The sequence below is a fragment of the Alishewanella sp. HL-SH05 genome (assembly GCF_052655985.1).
The window spans coordinates 3,692,721-3,713,627 of the sequence record NZ_CP199753.1 but is presented as its reverse complement, the minus strand read 5'-3'; the positions used below and the strand labels follow the sequence as shown (position 1 = coordinate 3,713,627).

The 20,907-nt window shown below is 45.8% G+C and carries 19 protein-coding genes; 8 read left to right on the top strand and 11 right to left on the bottom strand.

Annotated features, from left to right (window positions below):
- The first annotated feature begins 86 nt into the window (after positions 1–86).
- Positions 87–932: an alpha/beta fold hydrolase gene (locus ACUJFL_RS16935; protein WP_445428091.1), complete on the top strand. Its 846-nt coding sequence runs from the start codon at positions 87–89 to the stop codon at positions 930–932.
- A complete protein-coding gene (locus tag ACUJFL_RS16930) occupies positions 922–1,902 on the top strand; it encodes a diguanylate cyclase (protein ID WP_445428090.1) in 981 nt (326 codons plus the stop codon). The genes ACUJFL_RS16935 and ACUJFL_RS16930 overlap by 11 nt, the downstream gene beginning before the upstream one ends.
- A gap of 266 nt (positions 1,903–2,168) precedes the next feature.
- Here ACUJFL_RS16930 and ACUJFL_RS16925 read toward each other — a convergent pair whose 3' ends face one another.
- From ACUJFL_RS16925 to ACUJFL_RS16880, 10 genes are all read right to left on the bottom strand, one after another.
- Positions 2,169–2,357 carry a YgaP family membrane protein gene (locus ACUJFL_RS16925; protein WP_226751918.1) on the bottom strand — a complete coding sequence of 63 codons (189 nt, stop codon included), beginning with the start codon at positions 2,355–2,357 and terminating at the stop codon, positions 2,169–2,171.
- A gap of 140 nt (positions 2,358–2,497) precedes the next feature.
- Positions 2,498–3,064, bottom strand: coding sequence for a Tll0287-like domain-containing protein (locus tag ACUJFL_RS16920; RefSeq protein ID WP_306177935.1), 567 nt, complete (start codon positions 3,062–3,064; stop codon positions 2,498–2,500).
- Between the two features lie 31 nt (positions 3,065–3,095).
- A complete protein-coding gene (locus tag ACUJFL_RS16915) occupies positions 3,096–4,388 on the bottom strand; it encodes an FAD-dependent oxidoreductase (RefSeq protein ID WP_445428089.1) in 1,293 nt (430 codons plus the stop codon).
- Between the two features lie 317 nt (positions 4,389–4,705).
- Positions 4,706–5,311, bottom strand: a complete 606-nt coding sequence (locus ACUJFL_RS16910) for a rhodanese-like domain-containing protein (protein ID WP_445428088.1) — start codon at positions 5,309–5,311, stop codon at positions 4,706–4,708.
- Positions 5,312–5,362: 51 nt separating this feature from the next.
- A complete protein-coding gene (locus ACUJFL_RS16905; RefSeq protein ID WP_445428087.1) occupies positions 5,363–7,039 on the bottom strand; it encodes an amino acid ABC transporter ATP-binding/permease protein in 1,677 nt (558 codons plus the stop codon).
- Positions 7,026–8,732 (bottom strand): thiol reductant ABC exporter subunit CydD, encoded by a 1,707-nt coding sequence (gene cydD, locus ACUJFL_RS16900; protein ID WP_445428086.1) that lies wholly within the window; start codon positions 8,730–8,732, stop codon positions 7,026–7,028. Before cydD ends, ACUJFL_RS16905 begins: the two co-directional genes overlap by 14 nt.
- Positions 8,733–9,734 (bottom strand): cytochrome d ubiquinol oxidase subunit II, encoded by a 1,002-nt coding sequence (gene cydB / locus ACUJFL_RS16895; protein WP_226751924.1) that lies wholly within the window; start codon positions 9,732–9,734, stop codon positions 8,733–8,735.
- Positions 9,734–11,131, bottom strand: a complete 1,398-nt coding sequence (locus tag ACUJFL_RS16890; protein WP_445428085.1) for a cytochrome ubiquinol oxidase subunit I — start codon at positions 11,129–11,131, stop codon at positions 9,734–9,736. Before ACUJFL_RS16890 ends, cydB begins: the two co-directional genes overlap by 1 nt.
- 27 nt (positions 11,132–11,158) lie before the next feature.
- Positions 11,159–11,359 (bottom strand): DUF2798 domain-containing protein, encoded by a 201-nt coding sequence (locus tag ACUJFL_RS16885; RefSeq protein ID WP_306177963.1) that lies wholly within the window; start codon positions 11,357–11,359, stop codon positions 11,159–11,161.
- A 112-nt stretch (positions 11,360–11,471) separates the two neighbouring features.
- Entirely contained in the window at positions 11,472–12,113 is a 642-nt protein-coding gene (locus tag ACUJFL_RS16880; protein ID WP_445428084.1) for a peroxiredoxin, read from the bottom strand.
- Between the two features lie 291 nt (positions 12,114–12,404).
- Here ACUJFL_RS16880 and ACUJFL_RS16875 point away from each other — a divergent pair, with 291 nt between their 5' ends.
- From ACUJFL_RS16875 to ACUJFL_RS16850, 6 genes are all read left to right on the top strand, one after another.
- Entirely contained in the window at positions 12,405–12,584 is a 180-nt protein-coding gene (locus tag ACUJFL_RS16875; protein WP_226751928.1) for a hypothetical protein, read from the top strand.
- Between the two features lie 57 nt (positions 12,585–12,641).
- Positions 12,642–12,857 (top strand): hypothetical protein, encoded by a 216-nt coding sequence (locus ACUJFL_RS16870; protein WP_445425581.1) that lies wholly within the window; start codon positions 12,642–12,644, stop codon positions 12,855–12,857.
- Positions 12,858–12,944: 87 nt separating this feature from the next.
- Positions 12,945–14,144, top strand: a complete 1,200-nt coding sequence (locus tag ACUJFL_RS16865; RefSeq protein ID WP_226751929.1) for a TolC family protein — start codon at positions 12,945–12,947, stop codon at positions 14,142–14,144.
- Positions 14,141–15,178, top strand: a complete 1,038-nt coding sequence (locus ACUJFL_RS16860) for a hypothetical protein (protein ID WP_445425579.1) — start codon at positions 14,141–14,143, stop codon at positions 15,176–15,178. The genes ACUJFL_RS16865 and ACUJFL_RS16860 overlap by 4 nt, the downstream gene beginning before the upstream one ends.
- Positions 15,175–18,246, top strand: a complete 3,072-nt coding sequence (locus ACUJFL_RS16855) for an efflux RND transporter permease subunit (protein ID WP_445428083.1) — start codon at positions 15,175–15,177, stop codon at positions 18,244–18,246. The genes ACUJFL_RS16860 and ACUJFL_RS16855 overlap by 4 nt, the downstream gene beginning before the upstream one ends.
- A complete protein-coding gene (locus ACUJFL_RS16850; RefSeq protein ID WP_445428082.1) occupies positions 18,233–18,547 on the top strand; it encodes a DUF3240 family protein in 315 nt (104 codons plus the stop codon). The genes ACUJFL_RS16855 and ACUJFL_RS16850 overlap by 14 nt, the downstream gene beginning before the upstream one ends.
- A gap of 90 nt (positions 18,548–18,637) precedes the next feature.
- On the opposite strand, the gene ACUJFL_RS16845 is transcribed toward ACUJFL_RS16850, so the two are convergent.
- A complete protein-coding gene (locus tag ACUJFL_RS16845; RefSeq protein WP_445428081.1) occupies positions 18,638–20,902 on the bottom strand; it encodes a TonB-dependent receptor in 2,265 nt (754 codons plus the stop codon).
- Positions 20,903–20,907: the final 5 nt, after the last annotated feature.

Genomic DNA, 20,907 nt, shown 5'->3' with positions numbered 1-20,907 from the left:
CTAAAGCAATCAATTAATGTGCACGAGCAAATGGAGTTTACGATGCAAAGCGATTTGCACCAAAGCTAGTGCAACAGTGAGGTTTTATGGCTCAGACCGAGCAGCCCAATTTTAATGCAACAACTGCAACTGAGGTGATACGTAGACACAATATTGCCATTCATGGCGAAGGTGAGCAAACGCTGGTGTTTGGGCATGGTTTTGGTTGTGATCAAGATATTTGGCAGCATGTTACCCCGGCCTTTTACGCGCAGTATCGTGTGGTGCTATTTGATTATATCGGCTGTGGTAAATCAGATCTTGGGGCTTATAACAAGAAACGTTATAACCATTTGCAAGCTTATGCGGATGATTTACTGCAGTTATGCCAAAGCTTACAGTTAAACAACATTATTTTTGTGGGGCATTCGGTCAGTGGTGCGATTGCGCTATTAGCGTCGATAAAGCAGCCTACATTATTTAAAAAAATCATCGCTATTGGTCCTTCGCCACGCTATTTAAATGACCCACCAGCTTATTTTGGTGGCTTTGAAGCCAGTGACATCGCCGGTATGCTAGCGATGATGGAGTTAAACTATTTCGAATGGTCTAACTATTTGGCGCCAAAGGTCATAGGGCAAACAGATGATGCTAAAAGCGTCGATGAGCTGAAACTCAGCTTTATGCGCTCCGATCCGGTAATTTCGTTACAGTTTGCCAACGTGACCTTTTACTGTGATATTCGGCCGCAATTGCCAGCCGTATCAGTGCCAGTGACGATTCTGTATTGTCTTGAAGATATTATTGTTCCCGTGCAGGTTATTGAGTATCTGCAGCAGCATATTCCGAATGCCAAAATTATGGAGTTAGCGGCATCTGGGCATTATCCACAATTGATTAACCCTGGTGCTGTTATTGCTGCCATTCGTAAGGAAATCAGTAGTGAGTGTTAGTCTCGAGCTGGCATCGTTGCCTTGCGGCATTATGCTGCTGGACCAAAAAAATACCATCCAACAAGTTAATGCGCTGTTTTGTGATTGGCTGGGTTATCCGCAGCAACAGTTGTTGCATAATACGGTAACCCGAGTCTTTACCCCGGCTACTAAGTTAGTCTATCTCGGGCATATACTGCCCACGTTACAAACCAACGGGCAGATTGAAGAAAAATTGATCATATTAAAACAGGCCAATGGTCACGATTTACCTGTAATGGTCAACGCCCAACGCGTGCAACAGCAGGATCAGGATTATTATGTATTTGTCGTGCTGCGCATGTTACGCCGGCAGCTTATTGAAGAACAATTACTCACCGAACGACGCAAAGCTGAACAAGCGAATGCAGAAAAAGATGATCTTAATCAGCAGTTGCAGTTAGCGCAAAGTGAATTGCTGGCGAAGCATCAAGAGCTACTTATACTGAATTCGGGCTTAGAAACGCTGTCGGTGACGGATGCGTTAACTGGGTTATTTAATCGACGGTATTATGAGGCGCAACTGGATCTATTGCTTGCCCAATATCAACGTAACCAGCAGCAATTTGCTTTAATTTTAGTGGATATCGATTTTTTTAAAACCATCAATGATATTCACGGTCATGCGATGGGCGATACCGTGTTGCAAGCCTTGTCGCAACAACTGCGCCAGCATATTCGCGAAATTGATATTTTGGTACGCATTGGTGGCGAAGAGTTTGCCATTTTATTGCCCGACACCGATCTGGCTGCCGCTCGCATTGCTGCAGAACGACATCGCAGCAGTATTGAACAAATCAGTGGTTTTGCCTTTACCATCACCGCCAGTTTTGGCATTGCCTTAGTGGCTGACGCGGATACCAAAAAGAGTATTTACCAACGCGCAGATAGTGCACTGTACCATGCTAAAACGCATGGTCGTAATCGCGTAAGTACAGAGCACGATCAGTAACAATATTATGCGCTGGCTATTGGCTTAGTTGTGAGCTGATGAACCGACCGGCATCCTCGATATGCCCACTGCGCTGTTCTGCAAGGTGAATGAGCAACGCGGTTGTGCGGTATTGTTAGTAACGCATGATTTTTGCTTGTCGGCGTCGTGCCAGCGATAGCGTTAATCAAGCAGAGCTAACTTAAAAGCCTTAAAACGCCCTGATAAATCAGGTTATTTAAGGCTTAAATCACTTAGGATATTCAGGTGCCCTTATCGTTTTTAGCTTAGGGAATTTTACAGGTTTTAATGCCAATCAAACTGTAAAGTGGGCAAAAGTTAAATAAACCGGTGGCTAGTGGCACCACACCAATCCAACCCCAAACACCAATATAACCGGTTGCCGCGAGCGCAATCAGCAATATCCCAGCGATAATTCTCAGTGTTTTATCCAGCGAGCCTACGTTTGCTTTCATTTGTTACTCCGTTATATTAAGGATCCTGAATATAAACAATAGTCTTTATTCAAAGTCATGTCGGTGAATCACTACAAAATTTTTTTATCTGCTTTGAAGCGTCAACAAGCTCTAGCGTGACGTCAATCTTCATAAAGGTGCTACAGACGCTTTTTAAGTGTAAAGGCACCGCGAAGTTCGCCAATCTCAAAGCCAGTAGCTAAATCTGCTGGATAATGTTCTTGGATTGTTTGAAGTACCGCCTCAGTAATCATATTACCGTGACAAGCTTGGCAAACTGGCTCGAGCATAATCGGTTGCATGTAACGAAATGATGAACCTTCGCCTTTGTTAACTATTTCAGCATGTTGTAGCTCAGTTGCATCAGCGCCTGCAGCTAAGGCAGTGATATAGCTTTGTAAGATATTATGCTCCCACGGATCGGCAATATTTGCGCTGTTACGAACGCGTAAGCTGGTGCGGCCTACTTCCCAGCCGTCAGTAGACCATTTTGCGGCGATCATCGGTGCTTGTTCTTGGCAAACCGCAACGCCGGCAGACAGACCCCCTTGCTTAATGGCAGAGCCGAGCGCACTTTTGAGTTCCGTCGCAAAACCTTTAATGCGGGTTTGAGCGTCGAGTTTTAGGCTATCAAGGTTATGATCGTTAGCAACAGCATTAGCCATCTGACTTAAACCACACAATAAAAGTAATAAAAAAATACGCATAGTTCTTCCATTAATTGGCAGTGGGTAAAAATTATTTAAGTTGATTTTTTTGATGACGATCTTGCGGTAAATCGTCACGATAACTTGGTGTTGCCAGCCATTCGTGACCTTTTAACATGGCATACCAATACAGTGGTGGGAGCATTTTTTCTTTTAAAAACCATGATAGAGCGGAGGGTTTTGTGCCATCGACTAACCACTTAGGAAAGGTAGGTTCTACTTTGCCACCATAAAGAAACTCAGCTAGCACAATTTTGCCACGTTCTACCGTTAGTGGACATGAACCATAGCCATCATAAACAGCTTGCATGGGTTTGTTGGTTAGCAGTTTTATGAGGTTTTCTGCTACCACGGGAGCTTGCTTACGCACCGCAGCGGCGGTTTTAGCATTAGGGGTGTTGGCGCAATCACCCAGAGCAAATACATTTGGCCATTGTTGATGTTGCAAGGTATCTGGAAAAACATTCATCCAGCCGGCGTTGTCTGCTAACAGGCTTTGGCGTAATACATCGGGTGCTACTTGCGGCGGTGTTACATGCAACATATCGAAGTGTTTTTCAATGTCTTTACTACTGCCATCTGCTTGTATTTGTTTGAAGTATGCGGTTTGGCTTGAGGCATCAAGCGCGATTAAATTCGTTTGAAGGTTTAAATTGATAGCGTATTTTTCAATGTATTGTTGTAAAGCAGGCACATAGTCTGCTACACCAAATATCGCCGCGCCAGCACTACAAAAATGCACGTTGATATTTTTTAAGACGTGATTGCGTAGCCAATGATCGCAGGATAAATACATGGCTTTTTGTGGCGCACCGGCACATTTTATCGGCATCGGTGGTTGAGTAAATATGGCTGTACCTTGTTGCAGTTGCTGAACTAACTGCCAAGTATAAGGCGCTAAGCCCGGTGCATAATTGGATGTAACCCCGTGTTGACCTAAGTTGTCAGCTAGCCCTGGGATGGCAGACCAATCTAATTTTAAACCCATGGCAACAACCAGTGCACGATAAGACAAGGTCGAATTATCTTGTAGTACAACCTGATTAAGCTCCGGCTGAAAACTTGCTGCAGCACTCTTATACCAAGTGACGGCAGCCGGTATCAAATCTGCCATGTTTTTCACGGTTCTTGCTTGCTTAAAAACTCCACCGCCGACTAAGGTCCAGCCAGGTTGATAATAATGTTGATCACTTGGTTCAGCTAGCGCGATTTTGAGGGAAGGTTGTCGTTTTAGTAAGCTAGCAATGGTAGCTAACCCTGCAGCGCCACCGCCAATCACTACAACATCATAGTTTTTGGTTCTAGTTGTGTTGTCTGTGTTCATCATATCTCCAAGCTGGTGACATGAGCACCAGAGTATTATGTCGGCAAGTTATTCCAATTTGGAATATCTTATGCAAATAAAGAATAATCTAATATAGTGGTTGCATGTCCGTTGTGCAAGTTGAAATTAGCTTACCGATTAAATTTAAATTATTTTAAAAAGTGACCGTATGTTATTAAAAGTCATCAAACAAGACATGCCATTTTAAGCGAAATACATTTTGACAAGTTACAGTGCAAGTTCTGTGTCAGTGTGGGCAAAGCTGAGTGTTACTATTGCATAGTTAAAGCCTTAACTTAGCTATATATCGGGATGTTTTATTGTTGAGGTCTCCAAGCAACACCTTCTGGGATCTTATAGCTCCAGGGTAAACCAGAATTACGCCAGCCATCTACCTTACGTACACCTTTCGATAAGCCTGTTTTTTCAGTCGTGCCTTCAAAGCCATCGCTGACTGACCATACTTTACTGTAACCATAAACGGCTAATCTATCTGCGGCAGGAGCGCTTCGCGTTGAACCACTGCGACACATCATGATGATATTGGCATCTTTAGCCACGCCAAGTTGATTCAGTTTTTGTAACAGTTCTTGATCAAAATGAAGGTTAGGGCGCATCGCCCATGATTGTGCTTGTTCATTCCATAAACTGACATCGGTTAGTTGAAATGGCACATGCACTTTGGTCGCTTGAGCAAAACCAGTAAATTTAATTTCTACCGGATCTCTGACATCCACCAATATGGCTTTGGGATCATTTTCTAAAAGTTGATAGGCCTCTTTCGCGGTGAGATAAAGCCCTAATTGGCTTTTGGTTAAATCTACTTGTTCTACAGGCGTTGTCGAGTCTTGCGCTAGAGACGGTGCATTAAAAAATAACATGCTTAATGCTATGGGTAGCACTAACCAAGAGTGAAAAGACATTGTGTTCTCCTGCGTTGTTAAATAAAAAATATTTAATCGTATTTTGTGTGCTTAGCTTGAGTGTAGTATTTTGTGCTCAAATTGCGCGATATCTTTAAAATCGCTTGGTTTATGATGGAGCAGCAACAGCACGAATCGACCTTGCAGCCAAGGTAAAATATTTTGCCAAATCCGCTTAGCCATTGTGCTATCTAAGCCGTTAAAAGGCTCATCTAAAATAATCAGCATAGGATTGTGCAGTATTAAGCGGGCAAGGGTCAGCCGTCTTGCTTGACCACCCGAAAGATTCTGGCCTACATCACCCAGCCATGTATCTAAACCTTGGCTAAGTGTTCTTGCCCACTCGTCTAATTCAACTAAGCGTAATACTTGCCAAAGATCAGCGTCAGTCAATGGTGCTAAGCCAAGCTGCAGGTTGTAACGCAATGTGTCGGCAAAAATGGCGTTCTGTTGTTCTAAATAAGCAACAGCCTGACGATATGGCTGTGTTTCAGCAGCTGTTAGGTCAGTTTGGTTAATACTAAGCGTAATGTGTGGTGACGTGTGCTCAGCCGCTAACGCTGCGGCAACCGTCGACTTACCTGATCCTGAGACGCCAGTGAGCAATAACCACGGCTGTTGTTTGGTGAGACGCAGTGATAATGGGTGTAACTTGCTACTCGTTATCTGCGGGTGGTTAAAAATTTCACACTGTATGCAAGACACTTGTTTAGTTAAGGGGCTCAGAGGCGCAGGTGTTTGCGCAAAGCCAGCTAGGCGTTTGGCTGCATAAACGGTCTTACCGAGGTGGCTAAATTGCAGTGGTAAACCCGTCAGCAATTCAGCTACACCAAGCCAGCCAAGTAAAAACATCACGGCAAGTGGCCCAGTTAGTGTTCCGGCAACAAAAGCGACCAGTACACTGAGTAATAATGCTGCAAAAACGACAGCTTGCATCGTATTAACGCCAAGCTGTAAACGGGCTTGCATCAGTTGGAGACGACTTTCCAATTGATAAATATGCTCAATGCTTTTGAGTAAAGGTTGTTGATTAAACGCGGTAGTTTTGCTGGCATAAAGTTCCGCTAAACCATCAATGTGAGCAACCACTTCGGCGCGAGTGTCTGTAAACTGTTGAGCAAGCTCGCGGCCTGTGGTTACGTTGGCGTTGCCAAACAACCTAAGTGCAATCGCCATAAATAACAGTAATAAGCCAAGCGTAAATAGCGAAAAACTGGGCAGCCAAATTGCTAATATTCCGAAAAAAAATACCGAGGCTATTACGCTTATTATGGGGGGCAATAGCAAGCGCAGATAAAGATTATCCAGTGAGTCTAACTCTGCGGTTAGTCGGCTTAACCAATCCGTGTCGGAAAAATGTTTACTCGTTGATCGGGGTAATTGCTGTAAGCCTTTAAATAACACTACTCGACTTTTAGCCAGTTGCCGTAATACGGTGTCGTGGTTATACAGCCTTTCAAAATAGCGGCTGACGGTACGGCTGAGAGCGAAAAAGCGAATGCCGCCACCTGGCAAATAAATATCTAACATAAATATGCCTCCAAGCAGCAGTGCCGCACCGGCTACCGCGGTTGCCGTGATAAACCAGCCGGATAAAGCGAGTAATGCGATACCTGATAGCGCAGTCGCTATAGCGAGTAAGGCGCCCAACACTAAGCGATGTTTATTTTGTTGCAGAAAAATATCGAGCCAAAAACGGAGCGCTTGCAGATTTTTATGAGATGGCATCTGTTACCTCTAGCAACTCCAGATGCTGATCCGCGAGTGCTTGTAGTTTGCTATCGTGGCTTACAATAACAAGCGTGCAAGTGAGTTTAAGTGTATGCAAGGCTTGAATAACATAGCGTCGGCTTTCCAGATCAAGGCTAGAGGTTGGTTCGTCTAACAGCATAAGGCCATAGGGTACAAGAAAGGCTCTGGCTAAAGCGATACGTTGTAATTGCCCACCCGATAAACCCTCACCTCTCTCTGAAATAAGTTGATCAAGTGCTGATACGGTTGGACATAGTTTGGCTAACCCAACGTTGTTAAGGGCGTTAAGTAAAGCGGCATCGTTAACGGGCCCGCTTAGAAGTTGAAGATTCTGTCTAATTGAGCCATTTACTACCCAAGGACGCTGCGCCATATAATAAATACAGACCTGTGACGGTGAAACTTGGTTAAATTGGACTTTACCTGCTGCAACCGGGATTAACCCCGCGAGTGTTTTTAATAACGTGGTTTTACCAACACCCGATGGACCAGTAATCAATAAGCATTGCTGCGGTTCGACATAAAAGTTCAAGTTTGTTGCTAGTGATTGGCCAGAGGGGTTTTTAATGGTTAAGTTTGTAACGTCTAAGGCCCCGACCATGGCTGTTGCGCTTGGTGTTGGCACTTCTGTTGTGATGTTTATAATGTTAGAGATTTCGGTTGCCGCAGCTAAAGCGCTGGCTTTGTCATGATAAGACTGCGCGAATTGACGGATCGGTTGAAAGAACTCTGGGGCCAGCGCCAAAATAAATAACCCGGTGCTCAGCGTTAATTGCGGTGCAGGTCCAAAATCAATGGCTCCGAATAAAGCAAAACCGATATAAATGGCCACAGCAGCAATCGCGACACTGCTAAAAAACTCTAATACTGCTGACGACAAAAAAGCGACTTTTAAGGTTTGCATAATGAGTCGGCGATAACTTTGACTGCGTGCTGCTACTTCATCTTGTACTTGTGCGGCCGCGCCTAGACGTGCAATGAGCGCGATTTTTTTTAGGCGGTCAAGAAAATGCCCCGCTAATCGTTGGCGCTGAAGTAAATGACGTTGGTTGATTTGCTCTGCACCCATGCCAATTAGTGACATAAAAAGCGGAATGAGTGGTGCGCTAAACAACAATAATAAGCCGACTAACCAATCAGTCCAACTAATAGCAAGTAAGATGCACAGAGGTGACAGCAATAATAATTGCTGCTGTGGCCAGTAGCGGGCGTAATAGCCGTCTAAGGCATCAACATCTTCAAGTAAATGACTGGCATAAACACTGGGCGAGCGCTGTAATTGCGAGATGCCAACAATTTGCCATGCCAACAACATTTTTTGGCGTAATGTTTTTTTAATACGGCTACTCGCGTCTTGGGCTAAGCGCTCTTGCCAGAAAAGCAATTGGTTGCGCAGCAGCCATAATAAAGTGATGCCCAAGATCGAGATAACGAGTTTGCGGTCTGCTGTGATGGTATTTTGAATAATCAGTTGATCAATGAGCCACGCGGCTAAAAACCAAATAATCACTAGCAAGACTGTGGCGATAACTCCAGCAAACACGCTTAACCACAAACGTGTTTGTTGTTGTTTTCGCAAAGCGATCAGCAGTGCTGATCCCTTCGCGGTAAGGTTACGAGCCTCAACACCTGACTCTTCAGCTAAGGAGTCAGCTAACGTCTTAGTCACTTAATGATATCCACCTTGTTTAACTTTCCCGCGGAAGACCCAGTAAGTCCAAGCTGTGTAGGTTAAGACTAGCGGGATAACAAATAAGAAACCAATTAACAAGAACAACTGTGACTCAAACGCTGATGCGGCATCCCACAAGGTGTAATCTGGCGGCACCATGTAGGGCCATTTGCTGGCGAGTAAACCCAGATAGGTAAACAGAAATAAGCCCATGGTCGCGACAAAAGGGGTGCCTTCTTTTTGCTTGCGCAGAGCTTGAAAAACCACCCAAGCACAATATAGCGCTAAGAGGGGTAACAGCCACAGTAACGAGATACTATCAAACCAGCGAGACATGACGCGTGGGTCAACAAAAGGGGTGTACACGCTGATAATAGCAAACACCACGAGGACTGCTAATAACAAGCGCGGGGCGATTTTATAGGCCCACTGCTGTACTTCTCCTTCAGATTTCATAATTAACCAAGTGGCGCCAAGTAGGGCATAACCTGCGACTAAGCCAATGCCAGTAATGACGGTAAAGGGCGTTAACCAATCAAGCGCGCCGCCAACATAGCGGAAGTTTTCTGTTTTGAAGCCTTGAATATAGGCACCGACTACAGCGCCTTGGGCAAAGGAGGCGACAATCGAGCCACCGGCGAAGGCCCAATTCCATAGGTAGCGTGAGGTTTTGGCTTTAAAGCGAAATTCGAACGCGACGCCCCGGAAAATCAGGCCGGCGAGGAGCAGAAAAACGCCGATGTATAACGCGGGCAGAAACACTGAGTAAACCAGCGGGAAGGCGGCTAATAAGCCTGCGCCCCCTAAAACGAGCCATGTCTCGTTACCATCCCACACGGGCGCGACGGAGTTCATCATGACATCACGATGATGCTCGCTGGGTGCGAAAGGAAATAAAATACCTTGGCCTAAATCAAAGCCGTCCATGAGCACGTACATCATGACACCAAAGGCGATAATGCCGGCCCATATTAAAGTTAAATCAAAGGGTTGTGCCATTAGTTATCTCCTTCTAATCCGGCGTGCGCGGCTGAGAAGGGGCGTTTAGGCCGTTCAATCTCATCCATTTCATGTGGGGCATTGGCTTTTTCTAAACCGCCTCTAAACACTTTCAATAAGTAATAGACCCCTGCGCTAAACACTAAGCTATAGACCACGATATAGCCAATTAAGGTAAATAAGGCCATACCGCCGGTTAATGAGGGGGTTAAACCTTGCGCGTGGGTCATTTGGCCATAAATCAACCAAGGGGCTCGGCCTGTTTCGGTAACAACCCAGCCAGCCAGCACCGCTAAAAAGGGTGTAATACTCATCAAGCGCAGTGTTTGTAAGAAGGCGCGTGATTGATGGTATTGCCCTTTGTAGCGCAATATAAAGCCCCATACGCCGACACCAATCATCAGCACACCTAAGCCGACCATAACTCGGAAGGCCCAAAACACAATAAAGACAGGCGGTTGTTCAGCTAAGGGGACTTCGTTTAAGCCGGGTAAGGTGCCATTCCAATCATGGGTTAGGATAAAGCTGGCAAGCTTTGGAATACCGATTTCAAAGCGATTCTCTTGGGCGTCTTGGTCTGGTAGGGCGAACAACAGTAGGGGTGCGCCTTCACGGGTGGTCCAGTTGCCCTCCATCGCGGCCACTTTCATCGGTTGATGCTTCAGGGTATTCAAGCCGTGGAAATCACCGACGACAGCTTGAATAGGGGCGAGTAACAGGAGTACCCACAATGAGATAGACAAGGCTTTACGGTTGGCGTCAACTTCACGTTTTTGAATTAAGAACCAAGCACTGACACCGGCAACGACGAGCGTGGCGGTTAAAAAAGAGGCTAAGGCCATGTGCATAAAGCGATAGGCAAACGAGGCGGTAAAGAGCGCATCACTCCAAGAGACAACATGGTACATCCCATCACGTAGCACGAGGCCGTCTGGGGTTTGCATAAGAGAGTTGGCTGATAAAATCCAGAATGAAGAAATAAAGGTGCCGGTGGCAACCATAATAGCGGCGAATAAATGCACGCCTTGGGGGACTTTATCGCGGCCAAAGAGTAGTACGCCTAGAAACGCCGCTTCGAGGAAAAAGGCGGTGACCACTTCATAACTGAGCACGGGGCCGAGGAAATTGGCGGTGGCGTAGGCGAAGTTGCTCCAGTTGGTACCGAACTGAAATGACATGACGATCCCGGAGACCACGCCCATGCCAAAGACAACCGCGAACACTTGGATCCAAAATTTGGATAAGCGTTGCCACATCGGGTTACCGGTTTTGTATGATAAGGTTTCTAACACAGCAATAGTACTGGCAAGGCCAATAGTAAAGACTGGGAAGATCGCGTGGAAACATACAACAAAGGCAAATTGTATGCGCGAGAGTAACAGCGGGTCGAGTTCCATAGATTGCTCCAGTGCAACCAAAAACGGTTAACGTGCCGTTTGGTTGGCGTTTGCGTGTTGTTTCATAATAAGTATTTGGATGAACTTTTTAACGATGGGCAGCACCATTAACAGTGTTGGAAAGGCGATTAACCATGACCAAAGCCATGCTGACATCCAACCGACTAGCGTTATATCGTTAAAGCCTAGTGCTTTAAGGGTACTGACCAACGAGATCACGAAAGTCATCAGTATAGATAAAATGAGCGGCATTAAAACTTTTTCAATTAGAGAAATCTTAATTTGGATCATGGTTTTCTCAAAAAAAGCGATGTCAGCAGAGGCTGACATCAAAGGTTAATTACAATGATTTTTTACTGAAGTACCAGTCGATGTACTGGTAACCTTGATCTTTACGTATATCAGCCTCTGCCATAGTTGCTGGCGGTGGCACAATAACATCATCACCAGGTTGCCAATTTTCAGGAGTCGCGACCTTGTGTTCATCGCTAGTTTGTAATGCCCGTAACACTCTTAAAAACTCATCAATGCTGCGACCATTACTCATTGGGTAATACACCATGGCACGTAAAATACCATTTGGATCAATAATAAATGTGGCTCGTACCGCAGCCGTATCACTCGCACCTGGCTGAATCATGCCGTATGCTTTGGCGACAGCCATCGACAAGTCCGCAATAATTGGAAAGGTAATTTTTACCCCAAAGTTTTCTTCAATACTCCGAGCCCAAGCAATATGTGAATGCACACTATCAATCGATAGACCTAAAAGCTCACAATTTAATGCAGCAAATTGATCAGCGCGTGTAGCAAAACCCATAAATTCAGTAGTACACACTGGCGTAAAATCTGCTGGGTGTGAAAATAATACTAACCATTTACCTTTATAGTCTTCTAAGGTCTTCATGCCATGAGTGGTTTTGGCATTAAAGGCCGGCGCTGGCATGTTGAGTTGCGGGAAGCTAACCCTTTGTTCAGTCATAATAAGATCCTTGTGAGTTTATCTTCATTACATTAGACATTAATGTTATATCAATATAGTATATGCTTATAACAAATAGAAATAAATAAAATTGATTGAATTAATCATAAAAAATGATTGGTCACAGCAAACTTAGGTTGTACCTAAAATATATGGTTTGAAATTTTTATTTTTAACTTTTTGCTCTCCTTATATTTACATTTTGGTTTTGGTTGTTTCGCGACAATCTTAATAATTGATTAAGTTTTCGCGTTTATTATTTCGCTTGCTTTGTTAAGTAGAAGAGACGATATGCCCAAATTAAGTTGGTTGATTCGTTTTAGTGGGCCTTATTTGTCTTTGCTGGCATTACTGATTGGCGGTTTGTTGTTATTGTCCATAAATCGTTTGGGTTTGGTGTTCTGGCAGTATCAGCGCGTTTTAGCAACCGGTGAGCTAAGCCAGATTCTGCTGCAAGGTGTCAGTGCATAAGCACCTTTGTTCGGGCGCGATTTTAGTCGTGATGCTTCTACGCTAGGCAGGACTTTATTGCAATTTGATCAGTATTTTGCGCCGTTACAGCAAAAGCCAGATGGCAGCCCGAACATCACCATTTTAAAGCCCGATGGTCAGGCGGTGAGCGGGTATTATGATTTTGCACAAAAGCGGCTGACACTCAGCGATAGCGAAGTGACGGCAAAAACTAAAAACCAAGCGTTAGCTGAAGTGTTATTACCTTCTTGGTTGTATCGCGAGCAGCGCTAACGACTGAAGCTGGCTTTGGAGTGAAATTGAAATGCACGCTTTGCTCAAATGATGAATTAACAAGGAAGGATGCATAGAGGTGCTCTCATGAAGATTGTCAAACCGTTATTGGGTTGTTGTGTTGCGTTGTTGGTGATGTTGCCATGTCATGGTATTGCGCAAATGCTGTCAACAGAGTTGCAGCCGGTGTCTTCGTTAAGTCAATTAACGGATGCTGCTGAACAAAGGTTACAGCGTCAAGCACTGCATCAACCTGCGCCTTGGATCTCAACGTGGCTGGCGGATGCGCCGGTGCTATCTGCAGGGTTGCTGAACAGCAGAAGTAAAGGTGGCAGTGATGAGATCGAGTTAGCGCTTAATCTCCCCTTAAAAAGTCCTAGCCGAGTGCGCTTAGACGAAGATGTATTAGATAATCAACAACGCCTGACAGCCAGTTTACTGGCATATCGTCGTTGGTTTGCCAGTGGCTTAGTTCGCGATACGGTATGGCAAATCGTATTAGAACGCAAAAGACAGCAGCTCTTAACCGAGCAATTGGATATTTATCAGCACTTTATCGAAAAATTGCGTAGCCCAGGGCAAGCAAGTGAAATGCAAAGTTATCATCAATACTTGTATCAACAAGGTGCGACAGAGCTGGCATTAGAACAGTTAGATAGCGCTGCCAGATTACTGATTGCGCAGCAACAGCTACAGCAGTTAACAGGGCAGGCTAACTTGCCTAATATGACTGCAGAAGAGCCCACGGCTGATTTTCAGTTAGTACAGCATCCTCGTTTACAGTTGCTGTTACTGCAAGAGCAACAGTTGCAATTACAGCAACAAGCAAATTCTCCAGCCAATAGCGCTTGGCAATTAACCACACGGGTAAAACGTGTTAACAATGCTGAGCAAAACGATAATCAGATAGGTCTGCAGCTGGATATTCCTTTAACAATTGGCGAGCAATCAAACCAGTTGGCGAATAGTACTTTTCAGTTGGACTATCAGCAATGGCTCAATGATTACAGTGATTCACAGCGGGAAATTGAACAGCAGCACAGCGCCGCACGAACCGAGCTAAAGACGCAACAAGCGCAGTTAGCCCTTTTAAAAAATGACGACGCCTTGCGCCGGCAAGCAAAAGCCAGTTTGTTGTTATTACTAGAGCGCCAAGAAATTAACGCTGATGTGGCACAGCAGCGGCTGCAGCAACTGTTGCAAGCCGAGTTGCAACTTGTGCTCTTAGAAATTCAAGTACAAGCCAGTATCGCCAAATTAAATCAAACTGCCGGAGTGATGTTATGAATGTATTTTTCAAAGGATGTCAAAGGGCAGCCATCGGTGTGTTATTGGTACTTAGTGGGCAAAGTGTTGCCCAATCAGAACCTGCAGAAGTAACCATTTCAGCGTTAGGGGCATTAAACTTGCGTTATGCAGAGGTGAGCCTTGCTAGCGATTTCGCGGGGCAGCCTTTGTTGGCGCAAGCCAGTGCTTACACTGGCAGTGCTCGGCCGGTTGGTCGAATGATTGAAAGCGCTGAGATGACATGGTTAGCGCAGCCCGGCAGCGTGGTCGAGGCTGGCCAGCCGGTAATGCAGTTAGCCGGAAGCGAAGTGCATCATTTTTTAACAGAATATGATGCGCGTAAAAGTTATTTTCAGTTAGTTAAAAAGCGTTATGACGATAATCAACAGTTGTTCAAACAAAAAGCCATTGGAGCCAGTGCATGGCAAGAAATTAGCTTGGCTTATCAGGCTGCAATGCTGGAGTTTGAACATTTAGATCATTTTTATGAACGGATTAGCCAAGTAAGTGCTGATCATTCAAGTATTATCCTCACCGCGCCAATCGCCGGTTTAGTGTTAAGTGCTGATGCGTCGGAGCCTGTGTTATTTAGCATCTTGGATCAGGCACAGCTGCGCTTAACAGGAACCTTAGTCGAGCAACCTTTTCAACCCAGTGCGATACGTTTTGAAAATTGTCAGCTGGCAATTGAGCGCTTTGAAGCGGTAAGCGAAGGCTTTGCGCGCCGCTGGTGGACGGCACCCGTGGCGAGTGAATCGGCTTGCCAACTTAATTGGCAGCAACAACTTAATGTTACGCCAGTTTATGCGCAGGCGGTATATCGTGTCCCCACTAGCGCTATCGTTCGTCATCATAGTCAGCAGCATCTTTGGTTAAAAAGTGCTAACAGCTTGCGTTTGGTGCCAGTGTCAATTTTAGGCAAAGACGCAGGCGCTTTTTGGGTGCAGAGTGAAGCGTTAGCCCCGGCAGATCAGGTACTAATTCAATCAGTAAGTGCGGTATATGGCCATTACTTAGGTTTAGGAGGCGAATGAGTATGGCCGCATTATTACGTTTTATTTTAACGCAAAAGCTCTTTGTGCTGGCGCTTACTGTGCTTGTGATTGCGCTTGCGGTGCAAGCGTGGCAGCGCTTGCCGATAGACGCTTTTCCCGATATTTCGCCAACACAGGTCAAGTTGATCATTCGTGCACCCGGCATGACGACAGCCGAAGTTGAGGCGCAAATTACCCAGCCGATAGAAACTGAGTTGCTAGGGATCCCTGATCAAAGTATCTTGCGCTCGACCACCAAATACGGCATTACCTCTATAACTATCGATTTTACTGAAGGTACTGATATTTACTGGGCCCGGCAACAGGTTAGCGAACGTCTAGCTGGGGTTTGGGGCAGCTTACCAGATATCGCTGAAGGTGGGCTGGCGCCAATGAGTACTCCGCTGAGCGAAATTTTTATGTTCAGCTATAACAATCCTAATTTATCGTTAACTGAGCGGCGGCATGTTTTAGATTGGCAGATCCGACCGCTGCTGCGCACTGTGCCTGGCGTTGCCGAAGTGGCAACGATGGGGGGGTATGTACAAACCTATGAATTTAATCCAGATTTAGTGCGTTTACAGCAAGCTGGAATAAGCTTAGAGCATTTAATTAGCTGGTTACAACTGCAGCATATGAATGGCAGTGTTGGCCGAATTAATAGCGGTACCAATACCTTAGTTATTCGCACCGAGGGCAAACTAACTGATGCTTTTGATTTAAGCCAACTCACCATTGCGGATGCGAATGGCAATCCGATTACCCTCGCGCAATTAGGCGAAGTGAGCTTAGGGCATTTAGCGCGTTTTGGTGGTGTGACGCATAATGGCAAAGAAACCGCACAAGCGATGATTATCGCCCTGAAAGGGGCGAATACCAGTGAGGTCGTGGCCGCGGTCAAAGCTAAATTGGATCAAATTAGTATGACCTTGCCAGAGGGGAGTGAGCTCAATGTGTTTTATGACCGTGCGACCTTAATTGAAACGGCGGTGAGTACCATTCTTGAAGCTTTGTTTGCCGCGGTATTGCTGGTCATTGTGGTGCTATTTATCTTTTTGGCAGATGTTAGGGCGGCCTTAGTGGTTGCCGTCGCGATCCCTTTGGCTGTGGCGATCACTTTTTTAGCCATGGATCAGGTTGGGTTAACCGCAAATTTAATGTCTTTAGGCGGTATTGTTATTGCTATCGGCATGTTGGTGGATGCGGCGGTGGTGGTGGTGGAAAACATTGTTAGCCAAGGTCAGCAATTACGTCATGCGCCAGTAGCACATCGCGTATATCGCGCAACCTTAGCGGTCGCCAAACCGGTTATTGCGGGTACGGCGATTGTGATCATCGTATTTGCCCCTTTGTTAATGCTAACAGGTTTAGAGGGGAAATTGTTTTCGCCTGTTGCTATGACTATTGTCTTTGCGATGCTGGCTTCGTTAGTGATTGCTTTGTGTGTTATCCCCGTACTGGCGGTAAGTCTCATTAAAGTGTCAGATAAACCTGCGCCGAAGTTTTTGCAATGGCTATTACAGCGCTATCAACACGCCTTAACCAAGGTTATCCAGCGTCCTGCGCCTTGGTTGATTATGGCGCTACTGCTAGTAATGGGGACGGGCTTGACGGCGAGCTTTGTCGGTAAAACCTTTATGCCCGTTATGGATGAAGGCGATTTAATCGTACAGCTTGAAAAGCATCCTGACGTCAGTTTAAGCGAATCTTTAGCGGTCGATAGCCAAATTAGCCAGCGGCTTTTGCGTGATGTAGCTGAAATAAAACAAATTGTTGCTCGCATCGGTTCAGATGAACTCGGGATGGATCCGATGGGTTTAAATGAAACCGACATGTTCATGCAATTGCACCCCGCTACAACTTGGCAGGTGTCGTCTAAAGAAGCGCTCACCGAGAAAATCCGCACTATTTTACAAGAGTATCCGGGGATTAATTTCAACTTTACTCAGCCCATTCAGATGCGGGTTTCAGAAATGCTCACGGGGACCTCTGGCGATGTTGCGGTCAAAGTGTTTGGTGACGATGTGGCAACTCTCAGTCATTTAGCACAAAGCATTGCTCACACGACTGAGCAAATGAGTGGTAGTGTCGATGTACAAACCACCATTATTGATGGCGGTGAATTTGTGAATGTTCGGCTACGGCCTGAGGTTGCGGCGCGTTATCAGCTTACTACCGAAGAGTTGTCTCGACGTTTACGGATCTTTGTTGATGGTTTGCAGGTGGGTGAAATTACCAATGGTAAGATTAAAACGCCCTTATTGTTTAGTAGTAGCCAGCAACCTAATCAAGTGAGTTATCTTGAACAGTTAGCAACTTTGCCGATAAGTTTGCCAAATGGCAGTGTGGTCGCGTTAGCGAGTGTCGCTACCATTGAAACGCAGTTCGGCCCGAGTTTAATTGAGCGTGAAAATGGCAGTCGTTTTGCGGTGGTCACAAGTAATGTGAGTGGTCGTGATATCGTCAGTTTTGTTGAAGAGTTAAAACAGCAAGTTGGCCAAGCGGTTAGTTTACCCAGTGGTTACACCATTGAATATGGCGGTGAGTTTGAGAATCAGGCACGAGCAACCAATAACTTACTCATGATCGTGCCGTTGGTTTTGCTGGTGATCGTGCTGATTTTATTCACCACCTTTCGCTCTTTAGCGATTGCGGGGCTGGTGTATGCCAATATCCCTTTTGCCCTGATGGGGGGCGTGTTGGCGTTGTTTATTAGCGGTGAATATTTATCGGTACCGGCATCGGTAGGTTTTATTGCCCTACTGGGGGTGGCTGTACTTAATGGTGTGGTGATGCTGTCACATTTTCAAAGTATTGATGAACGCTATAACGACATTAAAGAGTTGGTTATAGCAGGCGCCGGCGATAGGTTACGGGCTATTTTGATGACGGCAACAACGGCTATGTTAGGATTGATCCCGTTAGCCTTAGCCACGGGGCCAGGAGCTGAAATTCAGCGACCGCTGGCGATAGTGGTGATTGGCGGTTTAATTACTTCAACGCTGACCACCTTATTTTTACTTCCTTTAATGTATGCGCGTTTAAGAGGCCGTCATGACAGAACTTGAGATGCTATATGTGTTTTTTCCGTTAGAGCAACGCGATGCCGTGGTGGATAGTTTATTGGCTATTGACGATCTGAGTGGTTTTTCTATTGTCACCTTAGATGGCCATAGCCGTGATAATAGTAAATTTGACCGCTTGGAGCAGGTTGTTGGTTATCGGCAGTTATGTCGTGTTGAAGTGATAGTGAACAAACTATTGCGTGAGCAAGTTATAGTGCAATTGCGACAATGTCGCTCAGCTAAAACGGGTAATAATGGGTTTCGTTATTATGTGATGCCGGTGTTGGAAAGCGGCCACTTGTGAGTCATTAGCCATGATTAAAAACACCACGCCCTGCAATAGCAGGGCGTGAATGACGACGATAAAATATAGCAGTTGCTACTGCACTTGCGGTTAAAAAGTATAGTTAAAGCCAGCATAAACGGTGCGACCCATTCCTGGTACGCCAATACCAAACGGGATGCCATTCAACGACATGGTCATTCCTTGGCCGGTATACACACCACCCTGGGGTAGATAATAGAATTTATCCAGTAGGTTCTCTACACCCACATCAAGCCGCAGTGACTGCCAGCTATAACTAAATCGCGCATTGAGCAAGGCATAACCCGCAGTTGCCGGCTCACCACGAATCGTTGATACTCGATTCTTATTTTTACTTATCTGCCATTCTAAACTGTTTTCCCAGCCCGCTAAGGTGTGGTTGAGTGTTAACTTGCCATGCAGCGGCTGCACATTATGTAAACCCGCATCGGTATCGGTATTGCGTGCATCTATGTAACTGAACAGGGCTTTAAGTTGCCATTGCCCACTATTATTGTTGGCTAATGTGGTTTCAGCACTGAGATCGATTCCTCGCAGCTTGGCACGTTGGTTTTGATATTGCAGCACATTAAACTGGCCTGCTAACCAACTGCTGTTGGCTGCCACCGCATCAATATAATCTTGCACATCGGTGTAATAGGGCGTGATGATTACCTGCTGTTGTTTATCTTTACTTTGCCACGCTAAGCTTGCCGATACGGTATGCGCTTTTTCTGGTGCTAGCGCTATATTTCCCACATAACCATTACCATCACCCACCAAATTATTCATCGATGCAGCCATAGGCCAAAATGACCATGGATAGGCTTCATAGAGGTTGGCTGAGCGCATCTTTTGCGCTAAGGCTAACTCTACACGCATGTTGTCGGTGAGTTGATAGCGGGTCAGTGCGGTAATGTCTAAGTTGGTATCGCGTTGTTTGCGTTCCGCTGGGTTAAAGGCTGCCGCATTAGGAACTTGCATGCCCATCGCGCTTGCTGACGTGTCATAACCTTGCACTTCATCGGCATTGCGTGTCACGCGCTCTACTCGAACGCCATAAAGCAGTAACCAATCCGGCGTTAAAGTTAACTCGTGCTCGGCAAACACCGCACTGCGATCACGACGGCCATTATTGATATTTAAAAACGTACCTGGGCCCATACCACCGCCTGACGCAGGCCAGTAATCATCTAAAGAAAACTGTTGTAACTCACTGCCTAAACGTATTGTTGAGTGAGCCAAAAAGGTCATTTCAACATTTAAGCTTAGCCCCCGGTTGGTGGAGTCAGAATGCATTGGCATACCTGCAGCGCAGGTGCCAGCAGGATCGCCATGAAAACGGATCGGGGCACAGGCCTGACCGCCCATCGCATTAGAGCCATACCAAAATTGCCGATCAGGGCCAAAATCCATCACATGCTCAACTTTTTCTTGATATATGCGGCTTTGCCATTGCCCCCACGCAGTTGTGCGTTGCCAGCTAAGGTTAATTCGCTGTTGTTCGTTATCGAGCAAATCCATCCGCTGATTTGGGTAGAGTTGCATGGGCATATTTTGGTAGCCTAATTGCAACTCGATGAGATCGGCTGCGGTTTTATAGGCAAAGCGTAGCTGATGGTTTTGGGTTTCATAAGCACTTGAGCCGACTTCATCTAGCGGCAGTGTTTCGCCAGGTCGACCTGTAGCATTAAGGGTTTTAAAGTTGGCCGCTGCCGTGTAATTGTTGCCTTTGCTCCAATTACCGCTATAACTTGCATACAGTGCTGCGCTACTGTGGCTCACTTTCAGATGGCTACCACGAGCTTGGTTATTACTGCGATAAAAGCCACCTAGTTCGGCCGTCGTTTCTGCTTGATCTGAAAACTCAGCGGCTTTGGATTCACTGATGATGGTGCCGCCAATGCTATCTCCGCCGACACTGACTGGCGTAACCCCGGCAAACACAGAAAGCTGACCGACATCAGATGGCGCCATGTAGGATAGCGGTGGGTTCATATGATTAGGACAAGCAGCAATTAAATCCATGCCATCCACTTTAATGCGCAAGCGATCATCGGCTAAGCCGCGGATCATTGGTAAGCTTGAAACGGCGCCAGTTTGATTTACGCTAACACCAGCAAAAGCGTTAAGTAAAGCTGCCGTATCACTTGTTGCGGCTACCTGCGCTTGCAGTTCACTGGCCAATAATTGTTGTGCCATACCCACCGGTTGGCGCTGCCCTTCAACTTGAATATGTTCAATAGTTGGCTCGTTACTGTCTGCGGCCATTAAAGGGTTAGCTAATACGGCCAGGCCAATGGCCGCAGCCAGTTTAGAGAGTTGAGCAAGGTGCTGAGAATGAGATGAGTGCATAAAAC